Origin of the sequence: Myxococcus sp. MISCRS1, assembly GCF_026626605.1 — a bacterium.
Classification (GTDB): Bacteria; Myxococcota; Myxococcia; order Myxococcales; family Myxococcaceae; genus Myxococcus; species Myxococcus fulvus.
On record NZ_JAPNKB010000001.1, the window covers coordinates 5,903,021 to 5,920,788 of the forward strand.

A 17,768-nucleotide genomic window follows, 5' to 3' on the forward strand; every position below is an offset into this window, starting at 1 on the left:
GCCATGCTGAGCGACCTGTCGATGGACGTGAAGTACGCCCTGCGGACGATGCGCCAGTCGCCCGTCTTCACGGTGGCGGCGGTGCTGGTGTTGACGCTGGGCATCGGCGTGACGACGGCGCTGTTCAGCGTCGTGGACGCGGTGCTGCTGCGCCCCCTGTCGTTCCCGGAGCCGGAGCGACTGGTGGTGCTGTCCAACGCGCGGCCCGGGAAGCCCCTGGCGCGCTACAGTCTGCCCAACTACGAGGACGTCGCGCGGCGCTCCACGCAGCTGCGCTCGATGACCGCGTACGGCCAGCGGCTGATGAACCTCACCGGCCAGGGTGACGCCGAGCAGCTGCGCGGCGCGGTGGTGGTGGGGGACTTCTTCGGGGCCTTCGGTACGAAGCCGATGCTGGGCAGGACCTTCGCGCCCGAGGAGCGCGCCGCGCCGCTGACCGTCATCTCGTACGCGCGCTGGCTGAAGGAGGGCGGCGGCGCGGGCGTGCTGGGCCGCACGCTGACGCTGGGCGGTCAGCCCTACACGGTGATTGGGGTGATGCCGCCGTCCTTCGACGCGCCCTCCCTCACCACCGAGGTCTGGGTGCCCTTCGACAGCCTGCCGGGCGCGGCCACGTCGGATGAGCGCACGCAGCGGGGCTTCCGCTCCTTCGCCGTCGCGGCGAGGCTGGCCCAGGGCGCGACGCTGGAGTCGGCCCGGCACGAGCTGGAGGGCCTGCGCGAGGAGCTGCTCGCGCGGGACGACACCACCCTGGGGTTGCGGGTGGTCCGCTACGACGAGCACCTCACCCAGGGCGTCAGCCTGCTGCTGTGGGTGCTGCTGGGCGCGGTGTCCCTGGTGCTGCTGCTGGCGGCGGCCAACGTGGCGCACCTGCAGCTCGCGCGGGCGGCGGCGCGGCAGCGGGAGATGGGCATCCGCGTGGCGCTGGGCGCCGGGCGTGGCCGGCTGATGCGTCAGCTCCTCACGGAGAGCGTGCTGCTGGCGCTGATGGGCGGGGTGGGCGGCGTGCTGCTGGCGCTGTGGATCACCGATGTGTTGATGGCGCTGGGCGCCGACAAGCTGCCCCGCTCGGGCGAGGTGGTGGTGCATGGCCGCGTGCTCGTCTTCGCGCTGGCGGTGACGCTGACCACGGGCGTGGGCGTGGGGCTGGTGCCGGCGCTCCAGCGCACGCAGCTGTCGCCGGCGACGGTGCTGGGGCGCGGAGCGACGGAGACGTCCCGCGGGCGCGCGCACGCGGCGCTGGTGGTGGCGGAGGTGGCGCTCGCGCTGATGCTCGTCACCTCGGCGGGGTTGATGCTCAAGAGCTTCTGGCGGATGTACCAGTCCGACCCGGGCCTGGACCCGGCGGGCGTCTTCGTGGCCCGGCTGGCGCTGCCGCAGGGCCGCTATGACACGCCGGAGCGGACGGAGGCCTTCCATCGGGAGCTGACGGCGCGGCTCTCCGCGCGTCCGGAGGTCGCTGGTGTGGGCGTGGGCGAGAGCCTTCCGGCGGGGGGCTCCATCTCGCGCTCGGGTTACTGGAAGGAGGGCTCCGAGGATCCACCCGTGCGTCCCGACGCGCTCATCAACGCCGCCACGCCGGGCTTCCTGGAGGCGCTGCGCGTGCCGCTGCGGGCGGGGCGGCTCCTGACGGAGGCGGACGGAGCGAAGGCGCCCCGGGTCGCGGTGGTGAGCGAGCGCTTCGCGCGCGAGGTCTTCCCGGACCAGGACCCGATTGGCCGCCGCATCTCCTTCGGAGGTGACGACGAGCAGGGCAACCCGCTGTGGACGACGGTGGTGGGCGTGGTGGCGGACGTGGCGTACGCGGGTGTGGAGACGGGGCACGAGCCCACCGCGTATGTCCCCATGGCGCAGGAGCCGACGACGGACGGGCAGCTCGCGGTGCGGGCGGCGCCGGGCCTGGACCCGAGGACGCTGGAGTCGGTGGTGCGCGAGGAGCTGCGCGCGGTGGACTCCTCGGTGGCGCTGGCGCGCGCGAGCACGCTGGAGGAGCGGCTGGCGATGGACTTGGGACAGCCGCGCTTCCGGGCGGTGCTGTTGGGGGCCTTCGGCGTGCTGGCACTGGTGCTCGCGGCGGTGGGCATCTACGGCGTGATGTCGTACTCGGTGGCGCAGCGCTCGCACGAGATGGGGGTGCGGCTGGCGCTGGGCGCGCGCGGCGTGGATGTGCTGTGGCTGGTGGTGGGGCAGGCGCTGCGGCGGGTGGGGCTGGGGTTGGGCCTGGGCCTGCTGGGCGCGCTGGCGGCCCATCGCATCATGGAAGGGCTGCTGTATGGCATGGGCGCGCTGGATGTTCCGGTGTTGGCGGGCGTGGCGCTGTTGCTCCTGGGTACCGCCTGGCTGGCGAGCTGGCTTCCGGCTCGCAGGGCGGCGAGCGTGGACCCCGCGTCGGTGCTTCGTCGCGGCTGAGTCCCTTCCTTTCTGGCACTCTCTTTCTCCTGGATGACCTCCGTGTCCGAATCACTCTCCGTTTCCGTTCCCACCCCCGTCCCTGCGTCGCCGGCCCTGGTGGCCGCCGCGAGGCCCTCGCGCATCCTCATCGCGGACGACCAGGCCGACGTGCTGGAGGCCCTGCGCCTGCTGCTCAAGCGTGACGGACACACCGTCGTCACCGCGCAGTCGCCCGCGGGAGCGCTCGCCACGCTGGAGGCCGAGGACGTGGACCTGGTCCTGATGGACCTGAACTACGCGCGCGATACCACGTCCGGCAAGGAGGGCATGGACCTGCTCGGCCGCATCCGCGCACAGGACGCGTCGCTGCCGGTGGTGGTGATGACGGCGTGGAGCAGCGTGGAGGGCGCGGTGGAGGCCATGCGTGGCGGCGCGCGCGACTACGTGCAGAAGCCGTGGGACAACACGCGGCTGCTCGCCACGCTGCGCACGCAGCTGGAGCTGAGCCGCGCGCTCAAGCGCAGCCGCCGGCTGGAGGAGGAGAACCAGCACCTGCGCCGGGGACAGGGCGGGCTGCCGAACCTGGTCTCCGAGTCGCGCGCGATGATGCCGGTGCGCCGCATGATTGAGCGCGTGGCCCCGTCGGCCGCCAACGTGCTGGTGACGGGTGAGCACGGCACGGGCAAGGAGGTGGTGGCCAGGCTGCTGCACGCGTCCTCCACGCGCGCGGACCGGGCCTTCGTGGCGGTGAACTCCGGCGGCCTGTCGGAGGGGGTCTTCGAGAGCGAGCTGTTCGGCCACGTGAAGGGCGCCTTCACGGACGCGAAGACGGACCGCATCGGCTGCTTCGAGCTGGCGGACGGCGGCACGCTGTTCCTGGACGAAATCGGGAACATGCCGCTGTCGCAGCAGGCGAAGCTGTTGCGCGTGCTGCAGACGGGGGAGCTGCACCCGGTGGGCTCGTCGAAGACGCGGCGGGTGGACGTGCGCGTGGTGAGCGCGACGAACGTGGACCTGCCCAAGGCGGTGGCCGAGGGCCGCTTCCGCGAGGACCTGCTGTACCGCCTCAACACGGTGGAGGTGCCGCTGCCGGCCCTGCGGGAGCGGCGCGAGGACATCCCGCTGCTGGCGGCGCACTTCCTGGCCGAGCACGGCAAGCGCTACGGGCGCCATGACGTGCGGATGTCGGCGGGGGCGCTGGAGGCGCTCTTGTCCTATCCGTGGCCGGGCAACGTGCGCGAGCTGGAGCACGCGGTGGAGCGCTCGCTGTTGATGGCGGTGGGCAACGAGGTGACGGCGGAGGATTTGCTGCTGCGCCGGGCGGGGCGTGAGGGGTTGTCGCGGCTGGAGGAGATGACGCTGGAGGAGGTGGAGCGCTACCTCATCGAGCGGGCGCTGGCGCGGCATGAGGGCAACGTGAGCGAGGCGGCGAAGGGGCTGGGCCTGTCACGCAGCGCGCTGTACCGTCGGCTCCAGTACTACGGCATCAAGGGAGCAAGGTGAGGCGCGAGCGCGGGCCCTGGCCACATGACCTGCAGGTGCTGGCCCTGACGTGGCTGGCGGGACTGCCGGGCGGGGTGGCGTCGCTCGCGCTGGTGTGGACGGGAGACTTCTCGTCGAAGGTCCGCTGGACGCTCACCACGCTGGTGGTGGGCATCTTCCTGGGCGTGGGGCTCCTGGTGCGCGAGCGGGTGATGCGGCCGCTGCACGCGGTGGCGAACCTGTTGGCCGCGCTGCGCGAGGGCGACTACTCGACGCGCGGGCGTGGGGCTCGGGCGGGCGACGCGCTGGGCGAGGTGCTGCTGGAGGTGAATGCGCTGGGCGACACCTTGCGCGAGCAGCGACTGGGGGCGCTGGAGGCGGGGGCGCTGCTCGAGCAGGTGATGGAGGAGATCGACGTCACGGTGCTGGCGTTCGACGTGGCGGGGACGCTGCGGCTGGTGAACCGGGCGGGTGAGAAGCTGTTGGGCCAGTCGCGCTCGCAGTTGATGGGGAAGGGCGCGGGCTCGGTGGGGCTGGCGGACCTCTTGGAAGGGCCGGCGCCGCGCAGGCTGTCGCGCATCTTCGCGGAGGAGGGCGGGCCGTACGAGCTGCGGCGCGGGGCGTTCCGTCAGGGGGGACTGCCGCATCACCTGGTGGTGATTGCCGATTTGCGACTGGCGTTGCGCGAGCAGGAGCGCGAGGCGTGGCGCCGGCTGGTGCGCGTGTTGAGCCATGAAATCAACAACTCGCTGGCGCCCATCCAGTCCATCGCGGAGGCGCTGCGGGACACGCTGGTGATGGAGCCCAGGCCGTCGGATTGGGAGGACGACGCGAAGAGCGGACTGGGAATCGTGGCGAGGCGCTCGGAGGCGCTGGCGCGGTTCATGTCCGCGTATGCGCGGCTGGCCAGGCTGCCGCCGCCGGTGTTGCGAGGCGTGGAGGTGGATGGGTGGGTGCGGCGCGTGGCGGCGCTGGAGCATCGCAAGCCCGTGGCGGTGCGGACGGGGCCGTCGCTGGTGGTGCGGGGGGACTCGGACCAGCTGGAGCAGTTGCTCATCAACCTGGTGCGCAACGCGGTGGACGCGGTGCTGGCGGAGCCGCGCGGGGGCGACGTCTGGGTGTCGTGGGCGGTGCTGTCGCCGGGGGCGGTGGAGGTCTGGGTGGAGGACGAGGGCCCAGGGCTGGCGGACACGGGGAACCTGTTCGTGCCGTTCTTCACGACGAAGCCGCAGGGCAGCGGCATCGGCCTGGCGCTGAGTCAGCAGATTGCCGAGGCGCACGGTGGCACGCTGCGCCTGGAGAACCGTCCGGAGGGACGTGGGTGCCGGGCGCGGCTGCGGCTCCCGCTGGAGGGGCGTGGGGTGATGGTGGGGTGAGGGTGCTTCAGCGGAGCTCCTCGGCCAGGGCGACGATGATGCCCGAGGGGCCTCGGAGGTAGCAGAGCAGGTAGAGGTCCTGGTAGCGGGCGACCTCGCCGATGAGCTCGGCGCCGTGTTTGCGCAGGCGGGTGACGACGTCGTGGATGTCGTCGACGGCGAACATGATGCGACGCAGGCCCATGATGTTGGCGGGAGCGTCCTTCGGCTCGCCGTGGGTCGCGGCCGGGTGGTGGAACTTCGTCAGCTCCAGGCGGGTGGGGCCATTCGGGGTCCGCATCATCGCGATGTCGACCTGGACGTTCTCGAGTCCGACGCAGCGGTCGACCCAGTCACCGGCGACGGGCATCTCGCCCTCGAGCTCCAGGCCCAGCTCGGTGAAGAAGGCGATGGCCGCCGGGAGGTCCTCGACGACGATGCCGATGTTGTCCAAGCGCTTGACGGTCATGTGTTCGTCCCTGGGGTGATGGGGGCCGGCGGACAGCATCGCTCAGTGGGGCCAGGTACACGGCATGAAGATGCGTGTGAGTCGTTGCCCGGTGGGGCGTTCGAGCAACTGCAAAGGCAAGCGCCGTGAGCGGGTGGGTCCCAGGGGACACGATTGTCAGGCTGGCACGCCTGCCCGAGGATGGGGGTGGCTCGAACATCCCTGGCTCGCACAGCTCCACGAAACGGGAGGGCTGCCATGAAGTGCTTCAAGTGGTGGGTTTTGGCCTGTGCTGTCGGTCTGGTGATGGGATGTGGAGGCGCGTCGACCGAGGTCGCTGTCGAGGGCGAGGTGCTGGAGTCGTCCTCGCAAGAGCTCGCGGTCTGTACCGCGCTCTGTTCCTCGGGCTCGGTCAGTTGTCCGACGGGGACCTCGACGTGCACGACGACGGACTACCAGGGCGTGACGTGCGACGGGGTCTTCATGCCGTGCCCCTCCTCGCCGCCTGGGTGTATTGACGATACGCCCTGCAAGTTCGTGCACCGGACGGAGTGCGGAGAGGAGACGAGGAGGCGGTGCTGCTATCCGGTCGATATTCCTGGAAGCTGCGTCTGCTTGGGGCGATGGCAGTGCGATCCGGATTGGCCGTAGCGGGTTGGCCTGTAAGTGATTGAGTCGGGCACCTCGAGTGAGCGATTCGAGTGTTCGCCCGGGGTGTCTTTCGTGGGCGGGACTGTTCTTCCGGTCGCTGGCTCGCCGCGCGAGAAGCCACGCGGCGAGGAACGGGCGACGCTCAGAAACCGCAGCAGGTGATGTACTGGTCCTGGCACACAGCGCGGCACGCGGTGTCGCCGTTGCAGCCGGCGACACAGGCGACCCGGGCCGGGCCGCAGTACGAGGGGCACGCGGCAGTGGGGCCCGGAGGCACCAGCTCCTGCGCGGTGTGCGCGGCGACACAGACCTGCTCGCCGGCATCAAGGTTCGTCACCTCGGCACCGCTCGTGGCGACGACGCCCATCAGGCCCACCAGCATCACCACCGCGGACATGAACACCTTGTTCAGCATGGGGCTTCCTCCAGGTTGTGTGGAACCGCGCCTGCGCTGCCTCACGCGAGCCCGAGGGACTCACGCGTGACAGGCGTTGCGTGCATTCCAGCACAGAGCCCTGCCCTGGAGGGACGGGTGTCCGGAGACTCAGGCCACCTGGGCGCCGGTGTCGGGCGGGGCGTCGTAGGTGGGGGTGAGGTCGACCACGTTCACGGTGACCAGGTGGTAGACGATGACGTTGCTCACCCAGAAGAACATGGCTGCGTAGTGCACGTAGATGAGCGGCGAGCCCGGCCACACCTGGAGGGGATGGTCGAACATGTTGGCGGCCATGTAGCCGCCGAACCACTCGCCCATGAAGCAGACCACGGCGCCGATGCCCACGCGCGTCCAGACCTTCACGCGGCGCGGGTAGAACCAGAAGTAGTGCAGGGTCCACAAGAGGCCCACGCACCCGGCCCACAGAATCATGCTGCCGAAGGAGAACCAGTGGTACGGCGACTCCGGGTAGTGCCACCCCCAGTCGCCGTTCATCCATCGCCAGGCCACGTTCTGGGACAGCTCCATGAACCAGAACAGCGGTGCCACGTAGAGCACCTGCGTCATGAGGACCCTGAGGAAGCAGCTCAGCGTCTTCCAGAGTCTCACCGTGGACCCGTCGAGCGAAATCATGCCTTTGTCCCCCCCGTGTCTCGGCCTGGTTGACCGAGGGCCGTGCACTTCACAGAACGCAAGAAGTCGCATGTCTTGAGACGAACGTGGGCGACAACCCGTTGTCTCCTGACGCCAAGCCGGTGCGCGCGGATGCCGCGATGCACGGCGTGCCCTGTGTCACGCGCGCGTGAAACCCGAGGGGACGCGGGGGCTTACGGTGTCTCGATGGGAAAGGCGCCGTGCGTCAGAAGCCGCGGCTCAATGCCGTGAACGGCCACGGACCTGCAGTAAGCGCGGAGCAGGGCTGTAGCTCGTGATCGAGTGTCCGCGCCGTGGCGGTTCCGGGGATGGTTGCGCCAGCGCTGCCCGGCTGTCGGCGCGCACTGCCTTGTCGTCAGTGTGGATTGCCCGACAGTTCATCCACTGCTCATGGGCTACGAGTTGGAGAGCCCCAGGATTGGTAGCACCCCGAATGCACGGTCGGCATGGACCAGGAGCGCTGCCGAGCTCGCTGGCGGAGCAACTTGCCAGGAGCGCATGGAGCCTCATAGGTGACGGGTCCGAGTTGAGAGGTCTCTTCGTGCAGAGAGCTCAAGAGTAGGGACATGGCACAGCGCTACTTCGACCTGAGCATGGACGAATACGTCAAGGGGCGGTGGTACCTCGACGACCCGACGTCAGTGACAGGTCAGGCGTTGGAGGATGTCTGGATGTTCTCGGATGGGCGGCCCATCGCGCCACAGGCGCAGCTGAGAGTGCCCATCTCTCGTCCAGGAATACCGCTCGATATCGAGTTTGCCGGAACAGGGTTGGCACCTGTCGTGAGCGGGCGTGTGGCGTCCATCTTCCGCGAGATGGCACCAGACGATGTGCAGTTGTTCCCGGTGGAGGTCGAAGGAGAGTCGAGCCCCTATTTCATTTTGGATGTCGCTCGGACCATTCGCTGTATCGATGATGCAGCTTGCCGTGAGGTGCAGCTCTACACCGCGGACGACAAGCTGCATGCGGACCGGGTGGGCGAGTACCGGTCGGTCATCGGTCTGCGAATCGACCCAGCGAAGGTCGTGAATGCGCGCGTGTTCCGACCCTGGGGATGGCCTGCGGCCCTGATCGTCGACGAGGAACTCAAGGACGCGCTGGAGGCGAACGGTATCTCGGGAGGACGGTTCGACGAGGTCTGAGCTGCCTGGCAACTCGTCGCCGGAGCGGAGCTCCGTCACGGGTCCACGGGCACCCGTGACACAGGGAAGCGACGTACCCGGTTGGCCTGGGGCGGGAAGCACTCCAGAATCGGCGGCATGAAGCGTCTCCCCCACCTGTGTCGCGCCCTCGCCCGGGCCTTGACCCTCCTCCTCGCTCCCCTGCTGTGTGGCCTCGCCCTGGAGGCTCGCGCCGAGGTCGCGGTCCAGCGCACCTTCACCAAGCTCGCCTCCTCCAACGGCCACGGCGCCGTGATGCTCGACCTGGAGCAGAAGAAGGTCTCCCACTTCCGCGAGCACCTCTTCGCCACCGAGGAGCCCGTCATCGACGGCGTGGGCAACGACGTCTTCGTCCGCGGCCAGCCCCAGGTCGTCCACGCGCGCGATGTCCTCTTCGACGCCTTCTTCGGCCTGCGCTCCGGCGGCTCCCAGCGCTGGCTGAGCGCCCAGGACGTCGACCTGGACGCGAGCGGCTACGCCCCCTGGGCCTCTGGTGAGAACGGCGGCACCGGCCTCGCACGCATGGTCCAGCGCATAGGCACCCTCGAGGTGACGACCTACGTCTTCGCCCCCCAGTCCCTCCCCCACGCCGCCTTCGTCATGGCCCTGCGCGTGCGCAACACCGGCACCGCGCCCTCCACGGGCGTCAGCGTCTTCTCCCTCCAGAACTTCCACCTGGGCTACGGCCGCCCCGGCGTCATGTCCGACATCGACGAGAACGGCGAGACCGTGGAGCTGAGCGGCAACGACTTCGTCGAGAAGGGCTTCGCCGGCGTCGTCGTGGGCCGCCCCCTGGGCGCCGTGGCGCGCAAGGCCGCGTGGATCTCCACTGCGACGGGCGCCGCCAATGGCTACAACGTGGTGCAGAGCGGCGGCGGCCAGGACCTGCAGGACTTCACCGCGCAGCCCTCGGCCGCCAAGGGCTGGGCCACCGCCTACCAGTTCAACCTGGGTGACATCGCCGCCGGCGCGGAGAAGTGGGCCGGCGTCGCCTTCGTGCACTTCGGCAACCCCGAGGGCTCCGCCACCGCGCGCCAGTGGCTGTCCGACTACGTGGGCACCTCCGACGCCAAGGCCCTGGTCGACGCCGAGGTCGCCCGCTGGGCCTCCTTCCAGACCGACACCGTCAAGGTCCCCACCGGCTTGTCCGACAACGAGCAGACGCTGCTGCGCCACTCCGCCGTCGTGATGCACATGGCCCAGGTCCGCTCCAGCGAGGCCTGGCTGCGCGAGTTCCTCTCCCGCGACGGCGAGCCTCGCGCGACGCGCTTCAAGGCCCCCAATGGCTCACCGGCCACGCTGCCCGGCCTGGTGAAGCACGCGGGCAAGGGCGCGGTGCTCGCGAGCCTCCCGCCCGGACAGTGGACCTACGCATGGATTCGCGACGGCGCCTACGCGGCCGCCGCCATGGCCACGCTGGGCATGAACACCGACGCGCGCGAGGCGCTGTCCTACTACCTCAACGCGGACAGCGGCCGGTTCCAGAACTGGCGCGAGCTGCAGCCGTACTCCATGCCGCCGTACATCATCACGCTCACGCGCTACCACGGCTTCGGCGTGGAGGAGACGGACTTCAACGAGGCGGGACCGAACATCGAGTTCGACGGCTTCGGGCTGTTCCTCTGGGCGCTGCGCCACTACGAGCGCACCACCGGAGACGTCACCCTCGTCGACCAGACGTGGCCCACCGTGTCCACGAAGGTGGGTGACGCGCTGGTGGCGCTCATCGACCCGCAGACGGGGCTCATCCGCGCGGACTCGTCCATCTGGGAGACACACTGGAACGGACGGCAGCGCGCGTGGACGTACACGAGCCTCACCGCGGCGCGCGGCCTGTGTGACGCGGCCGCGCTCGCCGAGCGCGTCGGTGACACCGAGCGGGCCACGCGCTACCGCAACGCCGGCGAGTCCATCCGCCGCGCGATGGCGGAGAAGCTGACGGACCACAACTTCGCGCTCGGCTCCAACCTGGAGGAGGTGCGCTCGGGTCGCGGCTACTGGGACGCGGCGGTGCTGGACGCGTTCGCGTTCGAGCTGTTCGACCCGGCGGGGAAGATTGCTCGCGAGACGATTCGCGGACTGGACCTGCGCCTGTCCTCTCCCGCGGGCGCGGGCTGGTCGCGCAACGATGACCGCTATGACCACACGGGCGGCGCGGACCTGAGCCCCTGGGGCGGCGAGTACGACAGCGCGGAGTGGGTCATCGTGAGCCTGCGCGGCGCCATGGCGAAGCGGATGGCCGGAGACCCGGAGCGTGCGGAGCGGGTGCTCAAGTGGGTGACGGACCAGTCGCTGAAGAACTACCTCGCGGTGTCCGAGACGTATGACGAGCTCAATGGCACCTACAAGTACAACTCCCCCATGGTGGGCTTCGGCGCCGGTGCGTATGCGCTCGCGCTGGCGCACCGCGCGGAGGGCACGGCCGACCCGGCGTGCGGCGCGTACCTGGATGAGAGCACCATCACCAAGACGCCCGACGCGGGCCCTGGCACGCCCGACGCCGGCCCGGGGACGCCCGATGCGGGCAACCCCGGTCAGCCCGACTCGGGTTCGTCCGAGGAGCCCCAGGTGACGGGCGGTGGCTGCAGCGCCACGGGCCCCGGCGCGATGGCGCTGTGGCTGATGCTCTCGCTCGCAGGTATCACCGCGCTCACGCGCCGTCGGCGGGCCTGAGGCTCGCGTCAGTGCGCGCTCCATTCCGCGCGGATGGAGCGTGGCATCTGGGGCAGGGAAACGCCTGAAGCGCTGCTGGACGCGCTGGCGCTCCGCTCGGCATCTGCGCAAGCGGATTGGACGGGCGGCCATCGCCGCGCACGCTCGAGGCACAAGCCTGGGCGGGTGATGCTGCAAATCACGGCGTTGCCCGCGTCAACGCTGGCGCCTGCTCAATCCTGACGCCTCGCCGAGCCTCGTCCGGTTCGGCGAGGCGGTGCGGTGAGCCGAGAAGCTCAGCGGCGCGAGTCCTTGCGCGCCTGCGTGCGCCGGTTGCGACCCTGGACATGGGACGCGCGCCGCATCGAGCTGAAGCCCTGCTGCTTGCGAGCCCCACCCTTGCGGCGCTGGGCCTTCATCTCGCGCACCGAGCCCGTCGCGGTGCGACCCGCGGCGCTCATGCGGCGCACGGGCTTGCGCCCACCCACGGCTCGCGTCGCCGTGCCCGTGCGCGTCCTCCGCGCGCCGCCCGTGGTCCGCGTCGCCGTCCGAGTCCTCCGCGTACTCCCACCCGCGGCCCTCGTCGTCCTCCGGGCCCCCGTGGCCTTCCTCGTGACACGGGCCCGCTTGGCCATCATCGCCTCCTGGCGGTCCAGCATCGCCAGGCGCTTCTCGAAGCGCATCAGCGCCTGACGGAAGTAGGTGGCCTTGCGCCGCGTGTTCGCGTTGCCCTCGGCGCGCTTGGAGCGCGTGGGCGTGCGCCTGCCCAGGGCCTCGCGCCGCTGACGCGTGGCCAGGCCGTCATACTTGTCCATCAGCCGCCGCGCGCGCTGGATGCGACCTCGCAGCTCGCGGCGGGACAGCTCCATCAGATTGCGGGGCGCGCTGGCGAGCACGAGCTGGGCTTCGTTCTCCGTCAGCAGGGACATCTTCTTCTCGGGCGTCGTACGCAAGGGCCTGCTCCTTCGAGGCAATGTGGACTACCTCGCGCAACGTCGACACGTGTCCCCCGGGCAGCAACCTGCTCTCCAGGGCGATGGCCCCTACTCGAACACCGAGAGCTCCGAGAGCGCGGAGATGGGAATCGTCCACGAGCCTCCTCCCGCGAACACCCGCAGGCGCACGAAGCGCACCGGCACCTCCCCCGTCAGCGCCACCTCGACGAAGCGCGCCGGACGCTTCATGTCCAGCGGCCCATCCCCATAGGGGCTGTCCTCCGCCGTGTGGTCGAGCGCGGTGGAGAAGCTCGGGTCTCGTATCTCGACGTCGTCGTAGTTCTCGTACGGCGCGCTCCCCAGCGTCGCCCAGCTCCCTCCATCCAGGCTGCCCTCCACCTGGAAGAGGAGCTGGGGCGTGGCGCTCGAATGCAGCTCCACCTCCCGGATGACGGCGTGCCGGGGACGGATGGGGGCCTCCCACTGGAGCACCACCTGGTCCACGCCGGACCCCACCTCGCCCTGCGTGGTGCGCACCTTGCGCAGCAGACCATCCGTGTACGGACACGGCTCGCCCACGGGAGCAGGCGTGCACGCGGCCCCTCGGCTCACGGGGTGCAACGTGCCCACGGGCACGGGGACACGCGGACCCCGCCACTCCACGCGGAACGACACCGAGCTGTCATTGGAGGCCAGCGGGCGGAAGATCCACGTGCCCAGGCTCACCGCGCGCACCTGCGCCTCCACCCCGGCGAAGTCCTCCAGTTGATAGGGATTGGGACGCCAGGGCGCCGCCGCGTCATGGACCTCCCAGAGCCTTCCTCCCGGGCCATGCAGCTGGACCACCGGGTAGGGCGTCCACGGCTCGATTGCCACCAGGTCCGGCGAATCGCCCGACTCCCATTGCATCAACCGCCCCGAGGGCGGCAGCGGCGGCACCGGCGGCGCCGCGTCGAACGACAGCGCGAGCCCTTCCGCGCCCCGCCCCACCGTCAGGTTCGGCGCCCACGGGCGCAGGGGAGGAATCTCCACGTCGTCCTCGAAGACGAAGGACGTGTAGACGCCATGCCCCGCCTCGAGCGGCGCGGCCAGCCGGAAGCGGTACTGCGTCCGCTCGTACTCCCCCTCCTCCAGGGCGTCTCCGTGGAGCACCTCCAGCGTGACCTGGCCCCCACCCTCGCTGCGAGCCTCCGTGTAGGGCTTGAAGCCCTCGTTCTCGGGGTGCTCGTAGCTCGGCTGGCGCGTGCGCTCCAACGTCAACGCGACGTCCGGGCGCGGCGAGCCATCCAGGTGTTGCAGGAGGCCGTAGACGAAGACGGGGTCCTCCGGCTTGCGGTCGCAGCCCGTGACGAGCAGCGCGACGAGGGGCAGGCAACGAAGCAGTCGCGGCATGTCAGTAGGTCCCCTTCGCGCCGAGCAGCGGCAGGATGATGGGAAAGCGCGTGGGCTTGCGCTCGGGGCGCAGGGCCTCGTCGAAGCCGTAGTCGTACGCGAACACCTCCTGCCGCGCGGACACGTTGAGGATGTCCAGGTACGCGTCGAGCGTGAAGTCCTCCATCGCCCAGGACTTCGCCACGCGCAGGTCCACGCGGAAGAACGCGTCCAGGCGCTCGGCCTTGTCGCGGTCCTGTCGCACCCAATCCTGCGTCCCGTCCGCGTCCGTCACCAGGCGCTGCGTCAGCGTGGTGATTTCGCCGGACTCGGGGCGGCCGGTGTTGAAGTGCACCACCGTGCCCACCGTCCAGTTGTTGCCGAGCTTGTAGCTGAGCGCCGCGTTGAGCACGTGCGCCTGCTCGAAGGCGAAGGGCAGCGTGCCCTCCACCGTCTCCACCACGCGGTCATCATCCCCGTACCGGTCGAAGCGCACGCGCCGCTTGCTCTGCAGGAAGCTGTAGGAGACCCAGCCGAACCAGTCCCTCCCCAAGGGGTGTCGCGCCATCAGGTCGATGCCGTACGCATACCCGCTCGCGGCCGGGTCCGGCGTGTCGAGCCCCCGGCGACGGCGGTTCTCCACCACCTGCCGCAGGTCCAGCTCCACCGTGCGGGTGAGCGGGTTGTAGAAGACGTCGCCGCTCAGCTCCAGGCCCTCCATCGCCTTCCACTCGGCGCCCACGTCGAACTGCAGGCCCTCCTGGAGCCCGTGGCGCAGGCTGGACGTGTCCACCGCGGGCAGGTGCACCAGCACCGTGGGCGTCTGATGGAAGACGCCCGCGCCGCCCTTGAGCGCGAGCGTGTCCGTGAGCTGGCGCCGCACCGTGAGCCTCGGCTCCGCCACCGTGTGGTTGATGCCGGGGGACAGGTGGTAGTTGTCCACGCGCACGCCGGGCTGCACCAGCCACCCGGGCGCCGGCAGCCACGTCGCGGAGAGATACGCGCCGGAGAACAGCGCCAGCGAGGACGGGCTCTTGAGCGGGTCCGTCGTCTCGCCGGGCCGGCTGCCAGGAGGAATGCCGGTGCCCCGGATGTCCGTGGCCGCGCGCCGGTGCTCGAGGTCGCCCCCGACGGCGACCTCCAGCGTGTCGCTCAAGCTCCGCTTCCAGCCCGCGCGCGCCGCGAAGGTGAGCTGTTCGAGCGCGTACTCACCGACGTCCTGGTAGTCGATGGCGCCGCTCGCCGTGCGGAAGGACTCCTGGCCGGTGAACCCCAGCGCGTCCGTGCCGAAGGTGAGGCCCACCTCCGCGTCGCCGCCCGCGAGCGGGTGCGTGCCGCGCAAATCCACGCGGTGGAAGCGCGAGACGATGCGGCCGCCCGTCATGCCCACCCAGTCGAGCGAGGGCGAGGAGCCCACGTCGTCCGAGCTGCCCAGCGCGAACAGCCGCAGCCGTCCCTGGCCCACCTTCTGCTCGACGCGCGCCTGGTAGTCCCAGAAGTCGGCGTGGAGCTTCTCCGTCTCCGCCGAGCTGAGCAGCTTGGAGCCCAGCGTCATCAACAGCGCCGAATAGCTGAGGCGCCCCGCGACGCTGACGGAGGTGCCGGTGCTCTCGAACGGGTACTCGATGAAGCCGCCGGCGTTGATGGGGTCCACCGAGGCGGTGACGTGCAGCCGGTCCTCGCGCGGACGGCTCAGCCGTCCATCCACCGCGCCGCCCAGGAGCCGGCCGTACTGCACCGGCGGCGTGCCCGGGAAGAAGTCCACGGTGTCGATGAAGTCCGGGTGGAGCACCGCCGGCCCGAGCATCAGGTGGTACAGCATGGGGATGCGCACGCCGTCGAGGAAGAAGCCCGTGGCCGCGGGCTGGCTGCCGCGCACCACCGGGTAGCTGATGCCCGAGGCGAGGCTGCCCACGCCGGGCATCAACATCACCACGCGGAACGGGTCTCCCAACGTGCCGGGCACCTCGCGCAGCTCCTGCTCGTGCAGCGTGATTCGCGTCACCTCCGTGCGCGGGCGCTCGTCGCGCACCACCGTCTCGTACGGATTCACGCGGCCGGGCTGCAGCCGGTAGATGACCTGGAGCGCCTGCCCCTCCGACAGCGTCTCCTCGAACGTGCCCGGTTGATGTCCCGGCGCGCGCACCTCCACGCGGTGGACGCCGGGCGGCAGCGCCAGCGTGAAGCGCCCGTCCGCGTCCACCGCGCCCGAGGGCTCGGTGGCGCCGTCGACGAAGAGCGTGGCGTCCGCGAGGGGACGGCGCGTGCCCCGGGCCCGCACCTCTCCGGAGAGGCTCGCGGTGGAGCGGGGCACGGGTGCGGGCGGCTCAAAGCGATAGACGAAGGGCAGCCGCACCGCCACCGGCGCGCCGGCGAGCACCGCGGGCGTGAAGCGCAGCCCCGCCGCGGCCTGGCGCGCGGCCTCGGTGAGCCGGGGCTCCTGGGGCGCGGCCACGACCTTCACCTCGGCCACCGCGCCCTCCACGTCCACCAGGAGCTCCAGCGTCACCTCGCCCGGCGTGCCCTCCAGCCCCTCGGGCCACGCGGCCGGGGAGGGCGTGACGAGCGTGGGCGGCTTGAGTCGGGCCTCGCGGCCATCCTCGGTGACACCCAAGCGCTCCGCGTCGTCGGCGGAGAGCACGGTGCCGCCGTCGCTGGCCTGGAGCTGGACCTCGATGGCGCGCGCGTCCGACGCGGGCGAGGGGACACCCTGGGCGTGCGCGAGGACGGACAGCGTGGTGAGGACGAGCAGCGGGAGGAAGACACCGCGTCTGGAACGCATGAGGCCCCCTTCAACACCCGATGACCGCGGAACTGTCACTCCGGCGAGTCCTCAGGTGGGCGCAGCCTCGCCCCGTCCCTCCGGCGCGTCGAATGGTTTGTTCGATTACGCGGGAAGTCATGCATCCCGCGTGCGGTGGGTCCCTCACGGCGAGTCCTGGTCGCCGGGTACGAGTCCGTCGTCGTCCCGAGGACGGCCGGGGCGCACGTTCGTGCGTCCGCGTGTGTGGCAACTCACGGAGGAAGGGCGCGGGCGTGGGGCGCGGGTGGAGGGCCCGGGAGGGCACCATTACCGTTGAGTCCACGCGGGGCTTCTCGTGGGGAAGGAGTCGGGGCGATGCGCGCGCAGAAGGAGCAGCTGCTCTTCCAGGCGATGGAGCAGGGCCTGTCGGGACGCGCCGACGAGGCCACGGCGTCGCTGGGGGCGCTGGAGTCGATGCTGGACGTGGACGCGGTGCCCGAGGACCTGGGCTACCAGCTCTTCGCCACCGCCGTGAGGCATCGCCTGGCGGGCGCGGGTGCGGGGAGCCGCAATCCCTATCTGCACCCCGACGCGAGCGAGCGGCAGATTGATTTGTTCCGCTCGCTGATGGCCCACATGCCGCTGGCGTCCACGGCCGACGCGCTGGCGAACGCGGTGCTGGAGTCGCTGCTGGGGGGCCAGGAGGAGGCCACGCTGGTGGACGTGGGCATCGGCCAGGGACGGCAGGCCGTGCGGCTGTTGCAATCCCTGTCACGACGCGGCGCCCTGCCAGGGCGGCTGACGCTGGTGGGCGTGGACCCGAGCGGGGCGAGCCTCGCGCAGGCGGAAGCCACGACCGCGCGCGTGGCCCGTGAGGTGGGCGCGAGCGTGTGCTTCATCGGCGTGGAGTCCCCGGTGGAGGCGCTGAGCGAGGCGACGTGGGCCCGGCTGCGCGCATTGCCGGGACCCCGGGTGGTGAACGCGGCGTTCGCCCTGCACCACGTGGCGGAGGCGCCGGACAGCCAGGGCCCGGCCCGGGACGCGGTGCTGCGGCAGCTGCGCGCGCTGGAGCCCGTGGCGCTGGTGATGTGCGAGCCGAACACGGACCACTTCCAGGCCGCGCCCCTGGAGCGCTTCGGCCACGCGTGGCGGCACTTCACGCACGTCTTCCAGTTGCTGGACTCCCTGGGCGTGCCGGGCGAGGAGCGCGCCGCCATCAAGCGCTTCTTCGGGCGCGAGGTGGAGGACGTGGTGGGCACCGTGGACGAGTCGGCCCGCTGCGAGCGCCACGAGACGGCGCGCATGTGGATGGCGCGGCTGTCGCGCGCGGGCTTCGAGCCCCTGGAGCTGCTCGAGCACCTGCGCCCCGACGGCGTGCACCCGGCGCTGACGCTGGAGCGCGAGCCGGGCGTGGTGGGCCTGCGCTGGAGGGACGAGGTGCTGGTGGCGGTGCTGGCCGTGAAACCCGCGCCTGCCCGGAGTTGAGGCCC

The 17,768-nt window shown here is 70.9% G+C and carries 12 protein-coding genes; 6 read left to right on the forward strand and 6 right to left on the reverse strand.

Annotation, left to right across the window (positions count from 1 at the left end):
* Positions 1 to 3 precede the first annotated feature (3 nt).
* From OWM54_RS23410 to OWM54_RS23420, 3 genes are read left to right on the forward strand one after another with little or no spacing between them, the layout of a single operon-like run.
* A complete protein-coding gene (locus OWM54_RS23410; RefSeq protein WP_267698916.1) occupies positions 4 to 2,409 on the forward strand; it encodes an ABC transporter permease in 2,406 nt (801 codons plus the stop codon).
* Between the two features lie 33 nt (positions 2,410 to 2,442).
* Entirely contained in the window at positions 2,443 to 3,894 is a 1,452-nt protein-coding gene (locus OWM54_RS23415; protein WP_223750399.1) for a sigma-54-dependent transcriptional regulator, read from the forward strand.
* Positions 3,891 to 5,249 carry a sensor histidine kinase gene (locus OWM54_RS23420; protein ID WP_267698917.1) on the forward strand — a complete coding sequence of 453 codons (1,359 nt, stop codon included), beginning with the start codon at positions 3,891 to 3,893 and terminating at the stop codon, positions 5,247 to 5,249. The genes OWM54_RS23415 and OWM54_RS23420 overlap by 4 nt, the downstream gene beginning before the upstream one ends.
* A 7-nt stretch (positions 5,250 to 5,256) precedes the next feature.
* Here the strand turns inward: OWM54_RS23420 and OWM54_RS23425 are convergent, their stop codons facing one another.
* From OWM54_RS23425 to OWM54_RS23435, 3 genes are all read right to left on the reverse strand, one after another.
* Positions 5,257 to 5,697: a VOC family protein gene (locus OWM54_RS23425; protein ID WP_267698918.1), complete on the reverse strand. Its 441-nt coding sequence runs from the start codon at positions 5,695 to 5,697 to the stop codon at positions 5,257 to 5,259.
* Between the two features lie 772 nt (positions 5,698 to 6,469).
* Positions 6,470 to 6,742: a hypothetical protein gene (locus OWM54_RS23430; RefSeq protein ID WP_267698919.1), complete on the reverse strand. Its 273-nt coding sequence runs from the start codon at positions 6,740 to 6,742 to the stop codon at positions 6,470 to 6,472.
* 129 nt (positions 6,743 to 6,871) lie between these two features.
* Complete coding sequence (locus tag OWM54_RS23435; protein WP_223750395.1) at positions 6,872 to 7,396, reverse strand: hypothetical protein; 525 nt, start codon at positions 7,394 to 7,396, stop codon at positions 6,872 to 6,874.
* A 587-nt stretch (positions 7,397 to 7,983) separates the two neighbouring features.
* Between OWM54_RS23435 and OWM54_RS23440 the strand changes: the two genes are divergently transcribed.
* Entirely contained in the window at positions 7,984 to 8,559 is a 576-nt protein-coding gene (locus OWM54_RS23440) for an imm11 family protein (protein ID WP_223783831.1), read from the forward strand.
* A 117-nt stretch (positions 8,560 to 8,676) separates the two neighbouring features.
* The gene (locus OWM54_RS23445) at positions 8,677 to 11,250 is read left to right on the forward strand and encodes a glycoside hydrolase family 15 protein (RefSeq protein WP_267698920.1); all 2,574 of its coding nucleotides are present in this window, start codon (positions 8,677 to 8,679) and stop codon (positions 11,248 to 11,250) included.
* Between the two features lie 275 nt (positions 11,251 to 11,525).
* Here the strand turns inward: OWM54_RS23445 and OWM54_RS23450 are convergent, their stop codons facing one another.
* From OWM54_RS23450 to OWM54_RS23460, 3 genes are all read right to left on the reverse strand, one after another.
* Positions 11,526 to 12,182 carry a hypothetical protein gene (locus tag OWM54_RS23450; protein ID WP_223750391.1) on the reverse strand — a complete coding sequence of 219 codons (657 nt, stop codon included), beginning with the start codon at positions 12,180 to 12,182 and terminating at the stop codon, positions 11,526 to 11,528.
* Positions 12,183 to 12,272: 90 nt separating this feature from the next.
* The gene (locus OWM54_RS23455) at positions 12,273 to 13,556 is read right to left on the reverse strand and encodes a hypothetical protein (RefSeq protein WP_267698921.1); all 1,284 of its coding nucleotides are present in this window, start codon (positions 13,554 to 13,556) and stop codon (positions 12,273 to 12,275) included.
* 1 nt (position 13,557) lies between these two features.
* Entirely contained in the window at positions 13,558 to 16,317 is a 2,760-nt protein-coding gene (locus OWM54_RS23460) for a TonB-dependent receptor domain-containing protein (RefSeq protein ID WP_267698922.1), read from the reverse strand.
* Between the two features lie 336 nt (positions 16,318 to 16,653).
* On the opposite strand from OWM54_RS23460, the gene OWM54_RS23465 reads away from it, so the two are divergent.
* A complete protein-coding gene (locus tag OWM54_RS23465; protein ID WP_267698923.1) occupies positions 16,654 to 17,763 on the forward strand; it encodes a GRAS family protein in 1,110 nt (369 codons plus the stop codon).
* Positions 17,764 to 17,768: the final 5 nt, after the last annotated feature.